Origin of the sequence: Streptomyces sp. R28 (assembly GCF_041052385.1) — a bacterium.
GTDB lineage: Bacteria > Actinomycetota > Actinomycetes > Streptomycetales > Streptomycetaceae > Streptomyces.
This window is the reverse complement of record NZ_CP163439.1, coordinates 7,512,898-7,533,676: the sequence shown is the minus strand read 5'-3', so window position 1 is coordinate 7,533,676 and position 20,779 is coordinate 7,512,898. Positions and strand designations below refer to the sequence as shown.

At 71.0% G+C, this 20,779-nt stretch carries 18 protein-coding genes and 1 pseudogene; 11 read left to right on the top strand and 8 right to left on the bottom strand.

The window, feature by feature from the left end; genetic code table 11:
- Positions 1 to 4: 4 nt before the first annotated feature.
- Entirely contained in the window at positions 5 to 688 is a 684-nt protein-coding gene (locus tag AB5J49_RS33955) for a glycerophosphodiester phosphodiesterase (RefSeq protein ID WP_369172672.1), read from the top strand.
- 54 nt (positions 689 to 742) lie between these two features.
- A pseudogene (locus AB5J49_RS33950) lies at positions 743 to 862 on the top strand (winged helix-turn-helix transcriptional regulator); the annotation flags it as partial.
- Between the two features lie 14 nt (positions 863 to 876).
- Here the strand turns inward: AB5J49_RS33950 and AB5J49_RS33945 are convergent.
- A complete protein-coding gene (locus AB5J49_RS33945; RefSeq protein ID WP_369172671.1) occupies positions 877 to 2,571 on the bottom strand; it encodes an RNA polymerase sigma factor in 1,695 nt (564 codons plus the stop codon).
- A 363-nt stretch (positions 2,572 to 2,934) separates the two neighbouring features.
- Here AB5J49_RS33945 and AB5J49_RS33940 point away from each other — a divergent pair, with 363 nt between their 5' ends.
- Positions 2,935 to 4,092, top strand: a complete 1,158-nt coding sequence (locus tag AB5J49_RS33940; RefSeq protein ID WP_369172670.1) for a serine hydrolase domain-containing protein — start codon at positions 2,935 to 2,937, stop codon at positions 4,090 to 4,092.
- On the opposite strand, the gene AB5J49_RS33935 is transcribed toward AB5J49_RS33940, so the two are convergent.
- Positions 4,082 to 4,618 (bottom strand): hypothetical protein, encoded by a 537-nt coding sequence (locus AB5J49_RS33935; protein ID WP_369172669.1) that lies wholly within the window; start codon positions 4,616 to 4,618, stop codon positions 4,082 to 4,084. The two genes, AB5J49_RS33940 and AB5J49_RS33935, sit on opposite strands and share 11 nt — an antisense overlap.
- Before the next feature lie 119 nt (positions 4,619 to 4,737).
- Between AB5J49_RS33935 and AB5J49_RS33930 the strand changes: the two genes are divergently transcribed.
- Positions 4,738 to 6,087 (top strand): diacylglycerol kinase family protein, encoded by a 1,350-nt coding sequence (locus AB5J49_RS33930; RefSeq protein ID WP_369172668.1) that lies wholly within the window; start codon positions 4,738 to 4,740, stop codon positions 6,085 to 6,087.
- Positions 6,088 to 6,094: 7 nt separating this feature from the next.
- On the opposite strand, the gene AB5J49_RS33925 is transcribed toward AB5J49_RS33930, so the two are convergent.
- Positions 6,095 to 7,285: a spermidine/putrescine ABC transporter substrate-binding protein gene (locus AB5J49_RS33925; RefSeq protein WP_369172667.1), complete on the bottom strand. Its 1,191-nt coding sequence runs from the start codon at positions 7,283 to 7,285 to the stop codon at positions 6,095 to 6,097.
- Positions 7,286 to 7,506: 221 nt separating this feature from the next.
- Positions 7,507 to 8,955: a gamma-aminobutyraldehyde dehydrogenase gene (locus AB5J49_RS33920; protein WP_369172666.1), complete on the bottom strand. Its 1,449-nt coding sequence runs from the start codon at positions 8,953 to 8,955 to the stop codon at positions 7,507 to 7,509.
- Positions 8,956 to 9,133: 178 nt separating this feature from the next.
- Here AB5J49_RS33920 and AB5J49_RS33915 point away from each other — a divergent pair, with 178 nt between their 5' ends.
- The 7 genes from AB5J49_RS33915 (at position 9,134) to AB5J49_RS33885 (ending at position 15,989) form a co-directional block, all read left to right on the top strand.
- On the top strand, positions 9,134 to 9,649 hold the full coding sequence (locus AB5J49_RS33915) for an Lrp/AsnC family transcriptional regulator (protein ID WP_369172665.1): 516 nt from the start codon (positions 9,134 to 9,136) through the stop codon (positions 9,647 to 9,649).
- A 19-nt stretch (positions 9,650 to 9,668) separates the two neighbouring features.
- Positions 9,669 to 11,042, top strand: a complete 1,374-nt coding sequence (locus AB5J49_RS33910) for an aspartate aminotransferase family protein (protein ID WP_369172664.1) — start codon at positions 9,669 to 9,671, stop codon at positions 11,040 to 11,042.
- Between the two features lie 245 nt (positions 11,043 to 11,287).
- Positions 11,288 to 12,028 (top strand): ABC transporter ATP-binding protein, encoded by a 741-nt coding sequence (locus AB5J49_RS33905; RefSeq protein ID WP_369172663.1) that lies wholly within the window; start codon positions 11,288 to 11,290, stop codon positions 12,026 to 12,028.
- Positions 12,010 to 13,428: a hypothetical protein gene (locus AB5J49_RS33900; protein WP_369172662.1), complete on the top strand. Its 1,419-nt coding sequence runs from the start codon at positions 12,010 to 12,012 to the stop codon at positions 13,426 to 13,428. Before AB5J49_RS33905 ends, AB5J49_RS33900 begins: the two co-directional genes overlap by 19 nt.
- A 142-nt stretch (positions 13,429 to 13,570) precedes the next feature.
- Positions 13,571 to 13,990 (top strand): VOC family protein, encoded by a 420-nt coding sequence (locus tag AB5J49_RS33895; RefSeq protein WP_369172661.1) that lies wholly within the window; start codon positions 13,571 to 13,573, stop codon positions 13,988 to 13,990.
- Between the two features lie 37 nt (positions 13,991 to 14,027).
- Positions 14,028 to 15,149 (top strand): LOG family protein, encoded by a 1,122-nt coding sequence (locus AB5J49_RS33890; protein WP_369172660.1) that lies wholly within the window; start codon positions 14,028 to 14,030, stop codon positions 15,147 to 15,149.
- Positions 15,150 to 15,329: 180 nt separating this feature from the next.
- Positions 15,330 to 15,989 (top strand): LAETG motif-containing sortase-dependent surface protein, encoded by a 660-nt coding sequence (locus AB5J49_RS33885; protein ID WP_369172659.1) that lies wholly within the window; start codon positions 15,330 to 15,332, stop codon positions 15,987 to 15,989.
- Positions 15,990 to 16,078: 89 nt separating this feature from the next.
- On the opposite strand, the gene AB5J49_RS33880 is transcribed toward AB5J49_RS33885, so the two are convergent.
- Genes AB5J49_RS33880 through AB5J49_RS33865 form a run of 4 tightly spaced genes read right to left on the bottom strand, consistent with a single transcriptional unit; the run spans position 16,079 to position 20,704 of the window.
- On the bottom strand, positions 16,079 to 16,876 hold the full coding sequence (locus tag AB5J49_RS33880) for a maleylpyruvate isomerase family mycothiol-dependent enzyme (RefSeq protein WP_369172658.1): 798 nt from the start codon (positions 16,874 to 16,876) through the stop codon (positions 16,079 to 16,081).
- A 25-nt stretch (positions 16,877 to 16,901) separates the two neighbouring features.
- Positions 16,902 to 17,948 (bottom strand): ABC transporter ATP-binding protein, encoded by a 1,047-nt coding sequence (locus AB5J49_RS33875; protein ID WP_369172657.1) that lies wholly within the window; start codon positions 17,946 to 17,948, stop codon positions 16,902 to 16,904.
- On the bottom strand, positions 17,949 to 19,631 hold the full coding sequence (locus tag AB5J49_RS33870) for an ABC transporter permease (RefSeq protein ID WP_369172656.1): 1,683 nt from the start codon (positions 19,629 to 19,631) through the stop codon (positions 17,949 to 17,951). It abuts the gene before it with no gap.
- Positions 19,607 to 20,704 (bottom strand): thiamine ABC transporter substrate binding subunit, encoded by a 1,098-nt coding sequence (locus AB5J49_RS33865; RefSeq protein WP_369172655.1) that lies wholly within the window; start codon positions 20,702 to 20,704, stop codon positions 19,607 to 19,609. Before AB5J49_RS33865 ends, AB5J49_RS33870 begins: the two co-directional genes overlap by 25 nt.
- Between the last annotated feature and the right edge of the window lie 75 nt (positions 20,705 to 20,779).

The window sequence follows — 20,779 nt, the reverse complement described above, 5'->3', positions numbered from 1 at the left end:
GTCCATGCAGAACGTGACCGCCGTCGCCCACCGCGGCGACCCCTACCGCGTCCGCGAGAACACGCTCGGCTCCCTGCGCTCCGCGCTCCACATGGGCGCGGACGCCGTGGAGATCGACGTACGGCTCACCAGGGACGGCGTGCCGGTGCTGCTGCACGACGAGACGCTGAAGCGGCTGTGGGAGCAGGACCGGCCGCTGCTCGCGCTGTCGGCGGCCGAGGTGCGGGGGCTGACGGCGGGCGGGGTGCCGACGTTGGAGGAGGCGCTCGCGGCGTGCGACGGGAGCCGGGTGATGCTCGACCTGCCGGGCACGCCCGATGTCCGGGCGGCGCGCCGGGTCGTGGACGTCGTGCGCGGTTGCGGGGCGCAGGACCGCGTGTACTACTGCGCGGGCGCCCCCGCCATGCTCGCCGTCCGCGCCGCCGACCCGTCCGCCGAGATCGCCCTGACCTGGACGACACTGGCGCCGCCGCGCCCCGCCCTGCTGGACGCGGTACGCCCGCACTGGCTCAACTACCGCTTCGGCCTGGTCGACCACGCCCTCGCCGAGCGCGTCCACCGCGACGGCTACCTGCTCTCCGTCTGGACCCCGGACACCCGGCGCTCCATGCGGCGCCTGCTGGACCTCGGCGTCGACTCGATCACGACCAACCGCCTCGACGTCCTCCTGGGGCTGCGCACCGCCTAGGCACGGCCACCGGCGAACACGAGCGGCGGCGCGATCACCTGTGCGTCCGCCCCCGCCGTGGCGCTTTGGGCGTTGCGGCACGGCCCCGTGCGCCATGGAGAGCTCAAGGACCGCATCGGCGGGATCAGTCAGAAGGTGCTCACCGAGACCCTGCGGCGGCTGGAGTTCAACGGGCAGGCGCAGGAGCGCTACACACGCGAGCGCTGAGCCACCGTCGCCGGATCGGCCGGCGTCGCGCGGGTGACGTACTGCGGCACCGGCGCGGTGTCCTTGCCGTTGTCGCGGACCAGGCCGTAGCGGATGGCTCCCTGGGGTGGGCCGTGCCGCACGTCCTCGTCCACCTCGTCCCAGCTCGACGGCATGACGGTCAGGCCGTAGGAGGCGCCACGCTCGTTCAGGTTCAGGGTGACGGTGCCGTCGATGTAGAAGTACTCGTTCTGCCACATCTGCTGGGTACCGTCGGGCAGCACCGTGTAGCCGATGTCCGGGCCGCCCATGCCGGTGACGTAGCCCCCGTCGGAACCGTCCCCGACGACGTCGTCCATGCGGCGGCCGCCACCGGAGGCGACATGGAAGATCTTGCCCTTCAGACCGGTCCAGGTCGGCATGGTCAGCCCGCCGGGCCGGTCGTGCGGCGCGATCTGCCAGCGCACCAGGACATAGCCCTGCCCGCTGAACGTGACGCTCTCGCCGCGGTGCTGCATGACGGCCCTCGCGCCCAAGCTGCTGGTGATGCCGGACTCGGGGCGGCGAGGGAGAGCGGCGGGCCCGGTGTTCGGGTCCGGGGCCTGGTCGACGGCGTCGACGACCGTGCCGTACAGGTCGACCTTCTTCGTCGCCGACGGTGACGGTGACGGTGAGGGTGAAGGCGTGGCCGACGGTGAGACGGTCGGCGTGGGCGACGGCGGGCGGGCCGTACTCGCCGCCGTGGGGGCGGCCACCCTTGGCGGGGCGTCCGGGGGCTGGGTGACGACGTACGCCCCGCCCGCGACGATCGTCGCGCCGGCCGTCACCGCCACGGCGGGCTGGGTGAGCGCGGCCATCACCTTCGCGGACCAGCCGACGGAGGTCGCCGCGGCCGCCGTCTTGCCGCCGAGGGCCAGCGACAGCGTGAAGCCGACCGGGATCGGGACGAGGGCGATGCCGACGAGGAGCCGTTCCGCCGGTACGACGGCCTCGCGGGTGTCGCCGCAGTAGCCGCAGCCCCTGATGTGCCGGGCGAGCCGCTTGCGCCAGACCGAGTCGGGGCGGCCGTTCCAGCGGGCGGTCAGTTCGCGCAGGCCGGGGCAGGCGCCGTCCAGCGCACGGACGATGCCGCGCGCGGTCTCCAGCCGCTCCTTCACCCGCTGGACGCGCACCGCTGCGTGCTGCCGGCTGATCTGGGCCGCGGCGGCCAGTTCGCGCCGGGTCAGCTCGCCTGCGACCTCCAGCCACCACAGCGACAGCAGTTGCCGGTCCTCGTCGTCCAGCCAGCGCACGGCTTCCGCGACCTCGCGCCGCTGCCCCTCCAACTGCAGTCGGAGCACGGTGAGTTCGGCGAAGTCGGTGGCCTCGCGTGCGGCCGACTCGTCCAGCTGGGCGGTCTGCCTGCGGCGCGTCCGGTCCCGGATCTGCCGCATGGCGATGGCGACGAGCCAGGAGCGGAAGCTGTCCGGGTCCCGCAGCGAGCCGAGGTTGCCGACGGCGCGCAGCATGGTCTCCTGGACGACGTCGTCGACGTCGGCATGCCCGTTCAGGGCGCGCCCGACCACGTTGTAGACCAGCGGCAGCCAGCCCTCGACCAGCTCGTCCAGCGCATGCCGGTCACCGGCCTGCGCCGCCGCGATGGTGGAGCGCCACTGCCTGCGGGCTCCCTCGTCCACGTGCGTCCTCTCCCGGGTCATGTGCTGCCCGTACGCACCTTCTCAGCCTGACCAGCACTGTTGGCTATGCCGGAGATCACATTCCGCTTCCGGCACGGGTGAGACGACGGACAGGACGACGGGCGAGGCATGGGGGCGACTCCCGGGCGTGGGGGGACGGGGGGACGCGAGTGGAGACGCGGTGAAGGGGGCGGGGATAACACTTTTCCGGCGACCGGAGACGCGAACCAGGCCCGTAAGGGCGAACCCTCACAACACCCTTGCCTCGTACGGAACTTGCTCCGGGTAACCCAGGGGTCCGAGCCCCTCCTCACCGACGATCCGCCCGGGGCCGCCTCGCCCCGACGATGATCACGGACATCCCGTCGACATCAGGAGCAGCAGATGCCCGTACGCCCGCTTCCCGCCCTCCTCACCTCCGCGCTCGCCCTGACCCTCACCGCGCTGCCGCTGGCCGGGACGGCCTCCGCGCGCCCCGCGTCGTCGTGCGGCGCGCAGGCGATCGAGGCCGCCCCGGCGGACGGCCCCGACGTCAAGGCCCTGTGCGCGGCGCTCGCCGGACTGCCCGACAAGGACGCGACGGCCGCGCTGATCCGCGTGGGCGGCAGGGGAAGCTGGCAGGGCGTGGCCGGCGTGCGGGACATGAGAACCGGAGCGCCCGCGCTGGAGAACGCCCGCTTCCGTGCCGGTTCGACGACGAAGATCGTGACCTCGGCGATCGTGCTGCAACTCGCCGCCGAGGGGCGGATCTCCCTCGACGGCACGGTCCAGCAGTATCTGCCCGGCCTGCTCACCGAGGACTTCGCGCCGATCACCGTACGGCAGCTGCTCAACTTCACCAGCGGCCTGCAGCCGGGCGCGTCCCTCGGCGAGGACGTCGACGACGGCTACGAGCACCGCTTCGAGACGCTGACCCCCGAGGAGGTGGTGGCCTCGTCCGTCGCCAAGGGCCCCGACCCCGACCACGCGCCCGGCGAGCACCAGCGGTACGGCAACATCCACTACACCGTGCTGGGCATGCTGATCGAGAAGGTCACCGGCGACTCGTACGCCCACCAGGCGGCCGTACGGATCTTCCGCCCGCTCGGCATGCGGCACACCTCCTTCCCCGACGGCCCCGACCCCCGCGTCCAGGGCCCGCACAACCGCGGCTACGACTGGATCGACGGCAAGCTGGTCGACGTGACCGAGTGGAACATGTCCGACCGGTTCGCGGCCGGCGACATGATCTCGACGACGGCGGATCTGGAACGGCTGCTGTTCGCCCTCTTCCGCGGTCGGGTCGTGCCCGAGCCGCAGTTGAAGGAGATGTTCACGGTCCCGGCCGTCGACGGTGCCACCATGAGTGCGGGGCTGGAGCGGTTCGAGCTGAACGGCAAGGTCATCTGGGGCAAGACGGGCTCCCGCCCCGGCTATCACACCGTCGTCGCGGCCACCCGTGACCTGTCCCGGACGGTCGTCTACTCCGTCAACTCGACCGACGCGAAGGGCGACGGCCTGGCCATCGCCCAGCGCTTCGCGTTCCCGGCGTTCAACCGCTGACGGCGACAGCGGCGGCCGGCGGTGCCGACGCCTCGGTCAGTGCCTCAAGCCGCTTGATCTTCTTCCGTACGACGTACAGCGGGATCACCCCGAAGGCACCGAACGACATGTCGATCACCGACCACCAGAAGGGAATGCCGCGGATCGGCCCGCAGACGAGGGCGAGCGGGATGATGCCGGCGCAGGCGATCATCCCGAACTCGACGACCCAGATGTTGCGGACGGGGTCGCGGTAGGGGCCGAGGAACGCGACCGCGATGACGAGATGGGCGAAGGCCAGCCAGTCCGTGCCGTAGAGCAGGAAGGGATGGTCGGCGTCGGCGGCGTCCAGTCCGCGCCGGACGCGCTCGATCCAGTCCATCAGGCCGGGCAGGTGCTCCGGCACGGACAGGGCGCGCAACAGGTCCTCGGTCCAGTGCAGTTCGTGCACGAGGGGGAAGGCCGTGGCGCCGCTGAGCACCAGGCAGACGACGAAGGAGGCCAACCAGACACGGATGCCCTTGAGCAGGGCGGCTCTGTCGCTCATGGGGGTAGCGTACGCCTGGAGTTGAACACGTTCGAAAGCGCGGTCTCGTGGGGCTCCGAGCGCTGCCGTCCGGTCCGCGACGGACCAGTCCTACGATGTCCGCGGCGAACGGAGAAATCATGGGCTTGGACTTGAGCGCGCGGGCCTACCGAGCGCAGCGGTGGGCGGCGCGGACGGCGTTGGCCGCGGCGGGGCTCGCGGTGCTCGTGCCGCTCGCCTACGGCGGCGTCGGCGGCGTCCTGCTGCTGGTGGCCGGGGCCGCGGGTCTGGGACTCAGCGCGGTCGCGGTGTGGTGGACGCTGACTCTGCGCGGACCGGTGCGCTGGGCCGCCGCCGTGGTGGCCCTTGCGGTGCCGGCCGCCGTCGTGGCCCTGTTCGCGGCCACCCTCTTCTGGGCGCTGCTGGCGTCCGTGGCGCTGTGGGCGGTGGCCGTGTGGAGCGGCCGGTACGCGCTGCGGGGCACGGGCAGCCCTCGAGTGCGGGTGATGCGGGAGCGGAAGGCACCGCCGCCGCGGCGGCCGTATCTGATCATGAACCCGCGCTCGGGCGGTGGGAAGGTGGTCCGCTTCGCGCTCCAGGAGAAGGCCGAGCGCCTCGGCGCCCGCGTCATCCTGCTCGACCCGGACCAGCACCAGGACGTCACCGCCCTGGCCCGCAAGGCCGTGACGGACGGCGCCGACCTGCTCGGCGTCGCGGGCGGTGACGGCACCCAGGCGCTGGTCGCGGCCGTCGCCGCCGCGTACGACATCCCGTTCCTGGTGATCAGCGCCGGCACCCGCAACCACTTCGCCATGGACCTGGGCCTGGACCGCGAGGACCCCTCCACCTGCCTGGACGCCCTGACCGACGGCGTGGAACTCCGCGTCGATCTCGGCTTCGCGGGCGGCCGGCCCTTCGTCAACAACGCCTCCTTCGGGGCGTACGCGGCCATCGTGCAGAGCCCCGGCTACCGCGACGACAAGATCGGCACCAGCCTGGAGCTGCTGCCCGACCTGCTCACCCGCCAGCAGGGCCCGCGGCTGACGGCCCGTGCGGCGGGCACCACGCTCGACGCTCCGCATGCCGTGCTGGTCAGCAACAATCCCTACCGCACGGACGATCCGTTCGGGCTCGGCCGCCGCGACCGTCTCGACGCCGCCGTCCTCGGCGTCCTCGGCATCAGGGTGGACAGCGCGGCCGAGGCCGCCGGACTGCTCCTCGACCCCGCGCCGGCCGGCCTCACCATCCTCACCGCGCCCGACGTGATCATCGAGGCCGACCGCGCGGAGATCGAGGCCGGCATCGACGGCGAGGCCCTCGTCCTGCCCGCCCCCGTCCACTGCCGCATCACACCCGGCGCCCTGCGCGTCCGCGTCCCCCGCAAACGCCCCGGCGTCCCACAGCCCGCTCCCCGCCTGGACTGGCGCAGGCTGCGCAAACTGGCGGCGACGGTGGGGCGTACGGCGGTGCACCACCGGACCCGGACGTAGCCGCTCCCTACAACCCCGCGATCGCGTTCCACCGTTTGCCGAACTCCACCCGCTCCTCGGACGTGATGTCCCGTGCGATGGCGAGGTGTTCGCGCATCGCCCTGTCCGGGAAGATCAGCGGGTCCTCCGCGAGGGCGGCCGTCTCCTCGTCCTTGGCGGCGGCGAGCACGTCCTGGGCGGCCGGGACCGGGCAGACGTAGTTGACCCAGGCGGCCAGTTCGGCGGCGACCTCGGGCTCGTAGTAGTAGTCGATCAGCCTCTCGGCGTTGGTCTTGTGGCGGGCCAGGTCGGGGATCATCAGGGACTCCGACCACAGCTCGGCGCCCTCCTCAGGGACGACGAAGCGGATGTCGGGGTCGTCGGCCTGGAGCTGGATGACGTCGCCCGAGTACGCCTGACAGGCCAGTACGTCGCCGCTCGACAGGTCCTTGATGTAGTCGTTGCCGGTGAAGCGGCGGATCTGGCCCTTGCCCACCTGCTCCTCGACCTGGTCACAGACGGTGTGGAAGTCGTCCGCCGTCCAGCGGGTGATGTCGACGCCGTTGCCCTGCATGAGCAGCGCGAACGCCTCGTCCAGGCCGGAGAGCAGGGTCACCCGGCCCTTCAGGTCGCTCGCCCACAGCTCGGACACGCCGCGTATCTCGCGGCCCAGCCTGCGGCGGTTGTACGCGATGCCGGTGATGCCGGACTGCCAGGGCACGGTGAACTTCCGCCCGGGATCGAAGGCCGGTGAACGCAGCAGCGGGTCCAGGTACTCGGTCACGTTCGGCTGGCCCGCCCGGTCCATCTCCTGCACCCAGCCCAGCCGTACGAACCGGGCGCACATCCAGTCGCTGATGACGACGAGGTCGCGGCCGGTCCGCTGATGGTTCATCAGGGCGGGGCTGATCTTGCCGAAGAACTCGTCGTTGTCGTTGATCTCCTCGACGTAGTCGACCGAGATGCCCGTGCGCTTCTCGAAGGCCTCCAGCGTCGGCCGCCGCGTCTCGCCCTCGTCGTCCGTGTCGATGTACAGCGGCCAGTTCGCCCAGGTCAGCCGCTTGTCGGTGGCGGAGAGATCGGCGGCGGCCCGGTCGGCGGGCGGTACGTAGGCGGCGGGCACACCACAACCGGCGAGCCCACCGAGCAGGGCGCCCGCGCCGGCGGTACGCAGCAGGGTCCGGCGGGACAGCGGGGCGTTCATCGCGGGGAGGGCCATTGCGGCAGCATGCAGCCGCCGCCCACGGCCGTGCAATCGACGCCGTGTCGAGCGGCAGCGCCCAGGCCGGACACCCTGTCGCTCAGGAACACCGCGGCCCCGGACGGCACTTGACCCGTCCGGGGCCGCAACGCCCTTCAGGGCGCGGACTGTGTTCGGTACGCGGCTCCACCGCGTGGGGGCGACCAGCCCCCACGCACCCGCAGCCGGAATCCGACCCTTTACGCGTCCAGGGACGTCATGACGTGCTTGATCCGCGTGTAGTCGTCGAACCCGTACGCCGAAAGGTCCTTGCCATACCCCGACTTCTTGAACCCACCGTGCGGCATCTCCGCGACCAGCGGAATGTGCGTGTTGATCCACACGCACCCGAAGTCCAGCGCCTTGGACATCCGCATCGCACGCCCGTGGTCCTTGGTCCACACCGACGACGCGAGCGCGTACTCGACACCGTTCGCCCACTCCAGGGCCTGCGCCTCGTCCGAGAAGGACTGCACGGTGATGACCGGCCCGAAGACCTCCTTCTGGATGATCTCGTCGTCCTGCTTCAGCCCGGACACGACGGTCGGCGCGTAGAAGTACCCCTTCTCACCGACCTGGTGGCCACCGGCCTCGACCTTGGCGTGGGCGGGCAGCCGCTCGATGAACCCGGAGACCTGCTTGAGCTGGTTGGGGTTGTTGAGCGGGCCGAACAGCACGTCCTCGTCGTCCGGCTGCCCCGTCTTGGTGTCGGCGGCGGCCTTCGCGAGCGCCTGCACGAACTCGTCGTGGATGGCCTCGTGGACGAGCACGCGCGTGGCGGCCGTGCAGTCCTGCCCGGCGTTGAAGAAGCCCGCGACGGAGATGTCCTCGACGGCCTTGGCGATGTCGGTGTCCTCGAAGACGACGACCGGCGCCTTGCCGCCCAGCTCCAGGTGAACCCGCTTGAGGTCCTTCGACGCCGACTCGGCGACCGACATACCGGCCCGCACCGAACCGGTGATGGACGCCATCGCCGGAGTCGGGTGCTCGACCATCAGGCGGCCGGTGTCACGGTCGCCGGTGATGACGTTGAAGACGCCCTTGGGCAGGATCGAGCCGATGATGTCGGCGATGAGCACGGTCGACGCCGGCGTCGTGTCCGACGGCTTCAGCACGACCGTGTTGCCCGCCGCGAGCGCCGGCGCGAACTTCCATACGGCCATCATCATCGGGTAGTTCCAGGGCGCGACCTGCGCGCAGACACCGATCGGCTCACGGCGGACGATCGAGGTCAGGCCCTCCATGTACTCGCCGGCCGACCGGCCCTCCAGCATCCGCGCCGCACCCGCGAAGAAGCGGATCTGGTCCACCATCGGCGGGATCTCCTCGGACCGCGTGAGCCCGATCGGCTTGCCCGTGTTCTCCACCTCGGCGGCGATCAGTTCCTCGGCCCGCTCCTCGAACGCGTCCGCGATCTTCAGCAGGGCCCTCTGCCGCTCGGCGGGGGTCGTGTCACGCCAGCCCGGGAAGGCCCTGGCGGCGGCCTCCATCGCGGCGTCGACGTCCGCCTGCCCGGACAGCGGCGCGGTCGCGTACGCCTCGCCGGTCGCGGGGTTGACCACCTCGGTGGTCCGTCCGTCGGCGGCGTCCCGGAACTCACCGTCAATGTAGTTGCGGAGCTTGCGCAGCCGTCCCAGCTCGGTGCTCACTGCCGGCCTCCTGTCAGGTTTCACTGCTTGTGACTGTCCACTCTCTGAGACACCCACCCTAATCGCCGTGCCCACGTTTTCAACACCCCCGCTGGGGCCACTTCTGCGAAATCCGCAGGCCTCAACCTCGTAAACAACGAATTTCATCGCCGCAGCCTTGCGGAACTGTCGAGACGTCGTGCACAGTGACGTCGTGGCCAGTCGAAGCGCAGAGCACAGGGACTCCCGCGAGTCCAGGAACGGCGGTCCCCAGCTGGACGCCGTCTCCCTTGCCATCATCGAACAACTTCAAGAGGACGGCCGCCGGCCGTACGCCGCCATCGGCAAGGCCGTGGGCCTGTCCGAGGCGGCCGTGCGCCAACGCGTCCAGAAGCTGCTCGACCAGGGCGTGATGCAGATCGTCGCGGTCACGGACCCGCTCACCGTGGGCTTCCGGCGCCAGGCGATGGTCGGTGTCCACGTCGAGGGCGACGTGGAGTCCGTGGCCGACGCCCTGACCGCCATGGCCGAATGCGAGTACGTGGTGATGACAGCCGGGTCCTTCGACCTGATGGTGGAAATCGTCTGCGAGGACGACGACCACCTCCTGGAGGTCATCAACCGACGCATCCGGGCCGTCCCCGGAGTGCGCTCCACCGAGAGCTTCGTCTACCTCAAGCTCAAGAAGCAGACCTACATGTGGGGAACCCGATAACCGTGAGGACCCGATAACCGTGAGCACCGACACCCCTCAGGACCTCAGCAGGACCGCGTACGACCACCTGTGGATGCACTTCACGCGGATGTCCTCGTACGAGAAGGCCCCCGTCCCCACCATCGTCCGGGGCGAGGGCACCTACATCTACGACGACAAGGGCAAGCGCTACCTCGACGGTCTCGCCGGCCTGTTCGTGGTCCAGGCAGGTCACGGCCGCGTGGAGCTGGCCGAGACCGCCTTCAAGCAGGCGCAGGAGCTGGCGTTCTTCCCGATCTGGTCCTACGCCCACCCGAAGGCGGTCGAACTGGCCGACCGCCTCGCGGACTACGCGCCGGGCGACCTCAACAAGGTCTTCTTCACCACGGGCGGCGGTGAGGCGGTGGAGACCGCCTGGAAGCTCGCCAAGCAGTACTTCAAGCTGGTCGGCAAGCCCACCAAGCACAAGGTGATCTCGCGTGCCGTCGCCTATCACGGCACCCCGCAGGGCGCCCTGTCCATCACGGGCCTGCCGGCCCTGAAGGCCCCCTTCGAGCCGCTGGTCCCGGGCGCCCACAAGGTCCCGAACACCAACATCTACCGCGCCCCGATCTTCGGCGACGACCCGGAGGCCTTCGGCCGCTGGGCCGCCGACCAGATCGAGCAGCAGATCCTCTTCGAGGGCCCGGAGACGGTCGCCGCGGTCTTCCTGGAGCCGGTGCAGAACGCGGGCGGCTGCTTCCCGCCCCCGCCCGGCTACTTCCAGCGGGTGCGCGAGATCTGCGACCAGTACGACGTCCTGCTGGTGTCGGACGAGGTCATCTGCGCCTTCGGCCGCCTGGGCACGATGTTCGCCTGCGACAAGTTCGGTTACGTCCCGGACATGATCACCTGCGCCAAGGGCATGACCTCGGGCTACTCCCCCATCGGCGCGTGCATCATCTCGGACCGGCTGGCCGAGCCGTTCTACAAGGGCGACAACACCTTCCTGCACGGCTACACCTTCGGCGGCCACCCGGTCTCCGCGGCCGTCGGCGTCGCCAACCTCGACCTGTTCGAGCGCGAGGGCCTCAACCAGCACGTCCTCGACAACGAGGCCGCGTTCCGCGCCACGCTGGAGAAGCTGCACGACCTCCCGATCGTCGGCGACGTCCGGGGCAACGGCTTCTTCTACGGCATCGAGCTGGTCAAGGACAAGGCGACCAAGGAGTCCTTCGACGCCGACGAGACCGAGCGCGTGCTGTACGGCTTCCTCTCCAAGAAGCTGTACGAGAACGGCCTGTACTGCCGTGCCGACGACCGTGGCGACCCGGTCATCCAGCTCGCCCCGCCGCTGATCGCCAACCAGGAGACGTTCAACGAGATCGAGCAGATCCTGCGGGCGACGCTGACGGAGGCATGGACCAAGTTGTGACGCCCGGACCCTTTGCCGGACCGTTCACCGGACCGGCGTCCGACGGAAGCCGAACCTCGGCCTGAATGATCAACACACCGGCCCCGGTGCCGCCCGTTCGAGTGAGACACGGCGGCCCGGGGCCGTGTGCTGTCCGGGCTCCGGGCGGCGGCTGCCTAGCGTGCCAGTGACCGATCAGCCCAGCCTTCGTTCCCCCGCACGAGGGATCAGGCCTGGGAAAACGGATCAGAACCGAGGTGTACGCGATGGTGGCCCCGCCGGACAACGACGTGCTCTGGGCACGCGCCCTGCACTTCACGCACAACGACGGTTCGCCCGCGCTCAGCGGCGTCTCGCTCGGTGTCCAGGAGGGCGAGGTCCTCGCCGTCATCGGCCCGCGGGGCAGCGGCAAGACGACTCTCCTGCGGTGTCTGTCCGGCCTGGCCGCGGTGCGGCGGGGCGAGGTCTGGTTCAACAGCGTGCCGGTGCACAAGATGGGCCCGACGGCGCGCGAACGGCTCCGGCGTGACCGCTTCAGCTGGATCGACCCGGCGCCGTCACTCGTCCCCGAGCTGAACGTCTGGGAGAACACCGCCCTCCCCCTGATGCTGCGCGGCACCAGCCGCCGCCGCGCCAAGACGGCCGCAATGGAGTGGCTGGTGCGCCTGGACGTCGGCGAGGTGGCCCGCAAGCGCCCGCACCAGCTGGTCCAGGCCGAACGCCAGCGCGTCTGCATCGCCCGTGCGCTGGCCCCCTCACCCACGGTCCTGTTCGCCGACGAGCCGACCGCCCCCCTGCACCGCTCCGACCGCGCGCACGTCCTGCGCACCCTGACGACAGCGGCCCGCTCGCACGGCGTCACGGTCGTCCTGGCCAGCCCCGACGCGGACCCCGCGACCCTCGCCGACCGCACGGTCACGCTCCTCGACGGGCGGCGCGTGAACACGGTGCACCTGCCCCCGGCCACGGAAACGGAAGGCCGAGCCGCGTGCTCGCTCTCCGTCTGACCCGCGGCGCCCAACCGGCCGTACAGCTGCGCCGCCTTCTGGTGGCGGCGGCATCGGCGGGCACCGGCTTCCTGCTGCTCTGCGCCCTCGGCTACGCGATGTCCCACGACTCCCCCGCCGCGGCGCTCCTGCGGCTGGCCTGGTGCGCACCCCCGCTGGCCGCGACGGTCCACTTCGCCGTGGCCGTGGCCCGAACCGACCCCGGCACCAAACCCCGCCCCGGTCTCGCGGCCGTCGGCCTGGGCCCGATCCGCCTGATGGCCGTCTCGGCCACCACCACGGCCCTGTCCTGCACCCTCGGCTCCACGCTGGCCCTGCTGTTCTTCCTCCACCTGCGAGGCGACCTGACCGGCATGCCCTTCGACGGCGCCGCCTCGGAGTTCCTGGCAGCGGGCAGCCCGCTCCCCGTGCCGGCCACGCTGACGCTACTGACGCTGGTTCCGGGGATCGCGTCGGTGATGGTGGCGTGGGCACTACGCCCGAAGGAACTCGGGCCCACCGCCGCCCGGGGCAAGGGACGGGCGTACGTGCGCTTCGGGACCTACGGCAGGACGGTGGCGCGGGAGACGTTCGGGGCGTACGGGCGGTTCGGCACCCACCTGCGGCGTAGCGAGCGTGGCAACGCGGAGGCGAACGGGCACCCGCGGCCCGAAGGCGGCACCCCCCAGGCAGGCGACCCGGCCCGGCCCCCGGCCCCCACCCCGGGCCAGGCACCGACCGACTGGACCGAAGCGGTGGCCGAACCCGCTCCCCCGGCCGACTCGGGCCGCGCACGCCCCCTCTCCCCCCGCAAACCCCCGGCCGGCCTCCCCTGGGGCATCGCGGTCCTCACCGCAGGCCTCGCCGTGGAGGCCTACGCCGGCCGCACCACGACCGGCACCGCCGTCACCATGCCCGCCGCCCTGCCCACCGGCACCGCCGGAGTCGTCGTCGGCTGGCTGCTCACCGCCCTCGGACTCGCCCTGGCCGCCCCCGGCCTCACCCACCTCTGCGGCCGCATCCTGCAGACCGCACGACCGGGAGCCCTGCGCCTCCTGGCCGGCCGTGTCCTGATGGAGGAAGCCGTCCGCGTCGGCCGCCCCCTCGGCATCGTCTGCGCCGTCACCTCCGCCGCGTACGCCATGGCGCCCCTCTCCGACCACGCCGCCACCCCTCCCTTCGGCCCCCTCACCGCCCTCGGTGTCACCCTGGTCACCGGCTGCACCGTGGCCACCCTCCTGACGGCCGCCGTGGAGGCCAAACACGCCCGCGCCGACACCACGGCCGCGCTCCTGCGCCTCGGCGCCCCCACCGCGATGCTCCGCAGCGCCGCCGCCCTGCGCGCCGGCATCCTGCTGGCCTTCTTCGGCCCGCTCACCCTGATCGTGGCCGAGCTGGCCGCACTTCCCCTGGCACGGTGAAGCCGTCGCGCGGGGCCCCGCCCACCCCGGCGAAAAACTCGTGGGAAAAGTCGTGGGAAAAAGTCTCCGCCCGGCGATGAGTTCCGCCCGGCCCTCCGGTCTACCCCACCGAACAGCAGCCACCCCGATGGGAGAGACCACCATGACCGCCCCCGCGTACCAGCAGATGATCTTCCTGAACCTGCCCGTGAACGACCTCGACGCCTCGAAGAAGTTCTTCACGGAGCTCGGTTACTCGATCAACCCGCAGTTCAGCGACGAGAACGCGGCGTCCGTCGTGATCAGCGACACCATCGTCGCGATGCTGCTCACCAAGCCGTTCTACTCGACCTTCACCAAGAAGGAGATCGCGGACGCCACGACGACCAGCGAGGTGCTGATCTGTCTGAGCGCCGAGAGCCGCGAGAAGGTGGACGAGCTGGTCGAGAAGGCGGTCGCCGCGGGCGGCACGGCATCGGACCAGGTCCAGGACCCGGGCTTCATGTACGGCCGTGCCTTCGACGACCTCGACGGCCACACCTGGGAGGTCGTGTGGATGGACCCGTCGGCCATCGAGGGCTGAGGCCAGCCGTCCCCAACAGGGTGCCTAGCATGGGCGGGTGCAGACGATGCCCGCCCATGCGGCCCACCACAACGACCGTGAGATAGAGACGCTGGAGGAGTTCGACGCGACCGTCGCGGCGCGCGGCACCCTCGCCGGATTCCGTGTCCAGGCCGTCGATCTGACGGACCGTACGCGCGAACTGCTCACCACGGACACGGCAGGCGCGGTCTTCCTCGGCTGCCCGATGCGCGAGGACGCGGCCGCGAAGATCCGCGCGGCCGGTGCCCTGGTCTTCCCGCCGGTCCCCGGCCTGCCCTTCGACCCCTACCGGGGCCTGGTCTACTCCCCCGACGAACTCTTCGCGTCCCTGGCGGACGGCTACGAGGCCACGCCCGACGCCCGCGCGTACGCCTGGTTCCAGCAGACCAAGGCGGACGGCGACATCTACGCCTCCATGCTCCGCGCGGTCCACGACGACTCCGTCTCGGACGCGCTCGACGAACTCCTGTCCGGCGCCCGGGTGGTGGGCGTCATGGGCGGCCACGCGATGGGCCGCGGCACGCAGGCGTACGAGGGTGCCGCACGGCTCGGCCGGGAGCTGGCCCGAGCCGGGTTCACGGTCGCCACCGGCGGCGGCCCGGGCGCGATGGAGGCGGCGAACCTCGGCGCGTACGCGGCCCCGCACGGCGACGAGATGCTCGCCGACGCGCTTCGACTCCTCGCCAAGGCCCCGAAGTTCACGCCCTCGATCACCGAGTGGGCCGCGGCGGCCTTCGAGGTGCGCTCCCGCTGGCCCAGGGGCGGCCGCTCGGTCGGCATCCCGACCTGGTTCTACGGCCACGAGCCGCCGAACCCCTTCGCCTCGCACATCGCCAAGTACTTCGCCAACGCCACCCGTGAGGACGGCCTCCTGGCGCGCTCGAACGCGGGCGTCGTCTTCCTGCCGGGGGCCGCCGGCACCGTACAGGAGATCTTCGACAACGCGACGCCGAACTACTACGAGTCGCGCGGTGAGCCCACCCCCATGGTCCTGGTCGACCGCACCCACTGGACCGAGAAGCTGCCGACGTGGCCCCTTCTGAAGTCTCTCGCCCGGGACCGCCCTATGGAGTCCCGAATCGCCCTGGTTGACCGGATCGAGGAGGCTCCGGAGGCGTTGAAACGTCTCACCGATTAATAAGAGGGCAAAGCCAACGCCCGTGGACTGCATATGCGTTGACACTACTTATGTCACGCTTATAAACCTGTGAGACTCCTGGGGACGGTGATGTCACATCACCGCCTCGTTCAACCCCCCTCAGTGGTGCAACTCGTAAGGACAAAAGTGTCCATAAACCGCCGTACTGTTGCGCGTTCCGTGCGCGCTCTTGGTGTTGCCTCCGCGTCGGCCGCGATCGCGCTCGGCTTCGCGGGCAACGCACTCGCGTGCAACATCAGTGAATTCTCCGCCGAAGCCAAGTGCGACGGCGACAAGGGTGTCATCACGGTCACCGACGTGGACCCCAGCGGCGTCCCGGCGACCATCAGCGTGTTCCTCCAGAACAACGGCGCCGACCTGAAGAAGATCGGCGAGCAGGAAGTCAAGGGCTCGCGCGAGGGTGTCACCATCACCTTCGCCGAGGACTGGAAGCCGAACGCCGAGTACCGCATCCACGTCAAGGCCGCCGGCTACGTCGACGAGGACATCGAGCCGAACCTGACGACCCCCTCCACGGCCTGCAAGAAGGAGGAGGAGCCGCCGGCTCCGTCGGACACCCCGACCCCGTCGGACTCCGCCTCGACCCCGGCCGAGGAGAACGACACGCCGACCCCGACGCCCTCGGAGAGCGAGAGCACCGCTCCCGCGGACACCGCGAGCAGCGCCCCGTCCCCGGCGGGGAGTGACTCCAACCTCGCCGAGACCGGTGCGAACTCCAACACCGGCCTGATCGCCGGCGCCGCGGTCGCCCTGGTCGCGATCGGCGGCGGCGCGGTCTTCTTCGGCCTGCGCCGTCGTGGGGCGAGCAGCGACCGCTGACCCACCCGCACGGCAACAGCGTTGTGGCCCGTCCCCTCCCTGGGGGCGGGCCATCCGCCTGTCGTACCGCTGCCCTGTGCCTGTGCCTGTCAGCCGAACGTCGCCCGCTCCAGCCAGAACTCCAGCAACTCCCGGTCGCCGAGGACCTCCAACTCGGGGCTGTCCAAAGGCAGTCGACGGTAGAAGGCGAGCAGTACGGCGGTGAGCGGCCCCCGGAGCGCGACGGTCGCCTTCTCGTGGCCGCGCCGCCAGGCGAGGACGTCATCGGCGAGGTCGATGAACCACTCCGCGTTCACGTCAGTGGTGTCGTCCGTGGCGTGCAGATGGATGCTGCTCCCCGGCCGGCGCAGGTCCCGCGCCGGGTCGTCCGGCAACGTCCGCTGGGCCCACTCGACGATCTCCAGCCACTCGTCGATCGCGTCGGCGGCGATGTCCGGCGCGACCTCGTAGGGCTGCCCGGCCGCGAGGGTGGCGTCCGCTCGGTGGATCGTGACCTCGTGGGCCATACGGCGGGCCCAGAAACCGGCGTTGAGTACCCCGGCCCAGCCCCACACCTTCGTGTCGGGACCGGCCTCCCGCAGCGCGGCGACGATCATCTCGCCGGTCTCCGCGAGCCAGGCGTCGAGTGCCGCGGGGTCACCCTGTCCGTCCGGTCCGCCGATGAGCGGGACCTTGTCCTGCGGGACCTCCTCCTGCGCCCGCGTCCGCACGATCAGCTCCACCCAGCGCAGGGCGCCGCCCATGTGCCGTACGAGCTCTTCCAGCGACCAGTCCGGGCAGGTCGGCACGGTGGCCGACAGGTCGGCGCCGGAGGTCACCACGGCCCTCAACAGGCCGACCTGGTGGGCGATTTCGTCGCAGTAGCGAACGTGCGGGAGTGGCGTCATGCCCCGCACCCTATGTGCCGGGCGATCAGCCCAGCAGGACAATTTCCGCCGCGTCGAACTCCACCCCGACCTCGTCCCCGACCTCCGGCGCGTCCCGCAGGGCACACGCCGCTTCGAGGCGCGGCGCGTCCTCCGGCTGGAGGTGCACGGCGACATGCGTGCCCCGGAACGTCCGCGCCGCGACCACGCAGCGCAGCCCCTCGTCGGCGGCCACGAGCCGTACTCCGGCCGGCCGTACGAGCAGCGTCCGCGTACCCTGCGCGGCGCCCTCGCCCACCGGGAGCTTCCCCCAGGGGGTGTCCGCGGCCTCTCCGGCCACCGTGCCCTCGACGACGTTGTCGAACCCGAGGAAGCGCGCCACGAACTCGTCCACCGGACGCTGCCACACCTCCAGCGGCGTCCCGGTCTGGGCGATCCGCCCGTCCCGCATCACCACGACCCGGTCGGCGAGCGCGAAGGCCTCGCCCTGGTCGTGCGTCACGGCCAGCACGGTGGTGCCCAACCGCCCGAACAGCTCCCGGAGTTCGACCACGAGCCGCTCCCGCAGCGAACGGTCGAGCTGGCCCAGCGGCTCGTCCAGCATCAGCAGCCGCGGCCGGGGCGCGAGCGCACGGGCCAGCGCCACCCGCTGCTGCTCCCCGCCGGAGAGCGAGGCGACGGCACGGCGGGCGGCACCCGGCAGACCGACCAGATCGAGCAACTCCCCCACCCGCTCGGCCTGTTCGCCCTTCGAGGCGCCGTGCATCCGCGCCCCGAAGGCCACGTTGCCCCCGACATCCCGCTGCGGGAACAGCTGATGGTCCTGGAACATCAGCCCGACACCCCGCTTGTGGGCGGGCACCCCGGCCTGGTCCCGCCCGTCCAGCGACACCCGCCCGGCATCGAGCGGTTGCAGCCCCGCCACCGCCCGCAGCAGCGTCGACTTGCCGCTGCCGCTCGGCCCGAGCACGCACACGATCTCGTGCTCGGCGACATCGAGGTCGACACCGTCCAGCACGGGCCGCCCACCGAACCGTACGGTGGCGCCTCCAAGGCTCAGCAGACTCCGCGAACTCTTCGGACTCTGTGCCATCTAGAACTCCCCCGTCCGATCCGTACGAAGCCGCTCCAGGACCAGCAGCGCCACCGCGCACACCACCATCAGTACTGTCGAAAGGGCCATAGCCTGGCCGTAGTTGAGCTCGCCGGCCCGCCCGAGCAGCCGCGCCACGGCCACCGGCAGCGTCGGATTGTCGGGCCGCGCGATGAACACGGTCGCCCCGAACTCCCCCAGCGACACCGCGAAGGCGAACCCGGCCGCGATCAGCAACGCCCGCCGCACCATCGGCAGATCCACCTCACGCCAGACCCGCCACGGCGACGCGCCCAGCACCGACGCCGCTTCCCGCAGCCGTTGGTCCACGGCCCGCAGCACAGGGAGCATGGTCCGTACGACGAAGGGCACCCCGACCAGCGCCTGGGCCAGCGGCACGAGGATCCAGGTGCTTCTCAGGTCCAAGGGCGGCTCGTCCAGGGCGATCAGGAACCCGAACCCGACCGTCACCGCGGACACCCCGAGCGGCAGCATCAACAACGCGTCGAAGCCCCGTACGAACCGGCCCGCGTCCCGTCGGGTCAGCACTGCCGCGGCCAGTGCGCCGATCAGCACGGCGATGAGGGTGGCGACGACGGCGTACTGGAGCGAATTGCCGATCGCCTCGATCGGCGCCACCAGGAAGACCCCACCGTCGGCGCTGGTCAGCGCGCGGTAGTAGCCGAAGTCGGGGGCGTCCAGGGACCGCTGCACCAGCACGGCCAGCGGCAGCAGCAGGAGTACGACGATGACGGCCAGGACACCGGCCAGCAGTGCCCACTGCGCCGCCCCGCGTGGCCGCCGCGCGGTCACGGACGCGTCCACCAGGCGCAGGGCGCTCTCCCGCCGCCGTACCGTCCAGGCGTGCACGGCGAGGATCGCGCCCACCGCCAGGAACTGGATGATCGTCAGGACGGCGGCCGTGGACAGGTCGAAGATCTCGGACGTCTGCCGGTAGATCTCCACTTCGAGCGTCGAGAAGGTCGGGCCGCCGAGGATCTGCACCACACCGAAGGAGGTGAAGGTGAACAGGAAGACCATGAGCGCGGCGGCGGCCACGGCGGGCGCCAGGGCGGGGAGGGTGACCTGACGCCAGGCTTTCAGAGGCGACGCCCCCAGCATCCGCGCGGCTTCCTCCTGCCGCGGGTCGAGCTGGGACCAGAGCCCGCCCACCGTCCGTACGACGACGGCGTAGTTGAAGAAGACGTGCGCGAGCAGGATGGCCCACACGGTGGTGTCGAGCCGTACGCCCCACAGCTCGTCGAGCAGTCCGCCGCGGCCGACGAGCGCGAGGAACGCCGTACCGACGACGACCGTCGGCAGCACGAAGGGGACGGTCACCACGGCTCGCAGGACCTGCTTGCCGGGGAAGTCGAAGCGGGCGAAGACGTAGGCGCCCGGCAGTGCGATCAGCAACGTCAGCGCGGTGGAGGCGAGGGCCTGCCAGGTGGTGAACCACAGGACGTGCCGGATGTCGGGCTCCCCCAGCACGTCCGTGAGGCGCCCGAACTGCCATACCCCGTCGACCTTCAGCCCGCGCGCGACGATCGCGGCGACAGGGTAGGCGAAGAAGAGCCCGAAGAACGCGACGGGCACGGCGACGAGGCCGAGCCGCACCGCCGCGCTCCGCGCGCGTCCCTTACGCGGGACCGCTTCGGCTACTTCAGTACGAGCGAGGTCCACGACTTGACCCAGTCGTCACGGTTGTCGGCGATCTTCGCCGGATCCATGGTCTCGGGATCCTTGGCCTGCGGGCCGAACTCGGTGAACTCCTCCGGCACCTGGGCGCCCTTCACCACCGGGTAGACGAACATGTTGAGCGGCATGTCGCCCTGGAACGTCTTGGTGAGCAGGAAGTCGAGCAGCGCCTTGCCGCCCGGGGCGTTCTCGGCGTTGCTCAGCAGGCCCGCGTACTCGACCTGGCGGAAGCAGGTGCCCGTCGCGACGCCCGTCGGCGCGGTCGTCGGCTTCGGATCGGCGTAGATCACCTCGGCGGGCGGGGAGGAGGCGTACGACACGACGAGCGGCCGCTCGGCCTTGGCCTTCTTGCCGCCGGCCGAGCCGGAGAACTCCTCGTTGTAGGCCTGCTCCCAGCCGTCGACGACCTTGACGCCGTTGGCCTTCAGCTTCTTCCAGTAGCCCTCCCAGCCGTCGTCGCCGTACTTGGCGGCGGTGCCGAGCAGGAACCCGAGGCCGGGCGAGGAGGTGGAGGCGTTCTCGGTGACGAGGAGGTTCTTGTACGCGGGCTTGATCAGGTCGTCGAAGGAGGTGGGCGGGGTCAGCTTGTGCTCGCTGAAGTACGCCTTGTCGTAGTTGACGCAGATGTCGCCGGTGTCGATGGGCGTGACCCGGTGCTTGTCCTGGTCGACCCGGTACTCATCGAGGATCCGGTCGGAGCCCTTGGCCTCGTACGACTGGAACAGCTCGTTGTCGAGCGCCCGCGACAGCAGGGTGTTGTCGACGCCGAAGAAGACGTCGCCCTGCGGGTTGTCCTTGGTCAGGATCGCCTTGTTGACGGCCTGCCCGGCGTCGCCGTCCTCCAGGACCTTGACCTTGTAGCCGGACTGCTTCTCGAAGGCGGCGAGGACGGGCTTGGAGACGGCCCACGAGTTGTGGCTGACGAGCGTGACGGTCTTGGAACCGCCGCCGCTGCCGCTGCCGCCGTCGCTGTCGGACGACCCGCACGCGGCCAACGCGGGCAGCGCGACGAGTCCGAACCCGACGGCGAAAACCGTGGCCTTCTTGGTGATGCTCACTGAATTCCTCCTGGGTTGACCAGGAAGAGACGCGGCCCTGCCCGGAACCTCTGGAAGTCTCCGGGCAGGGCGCAA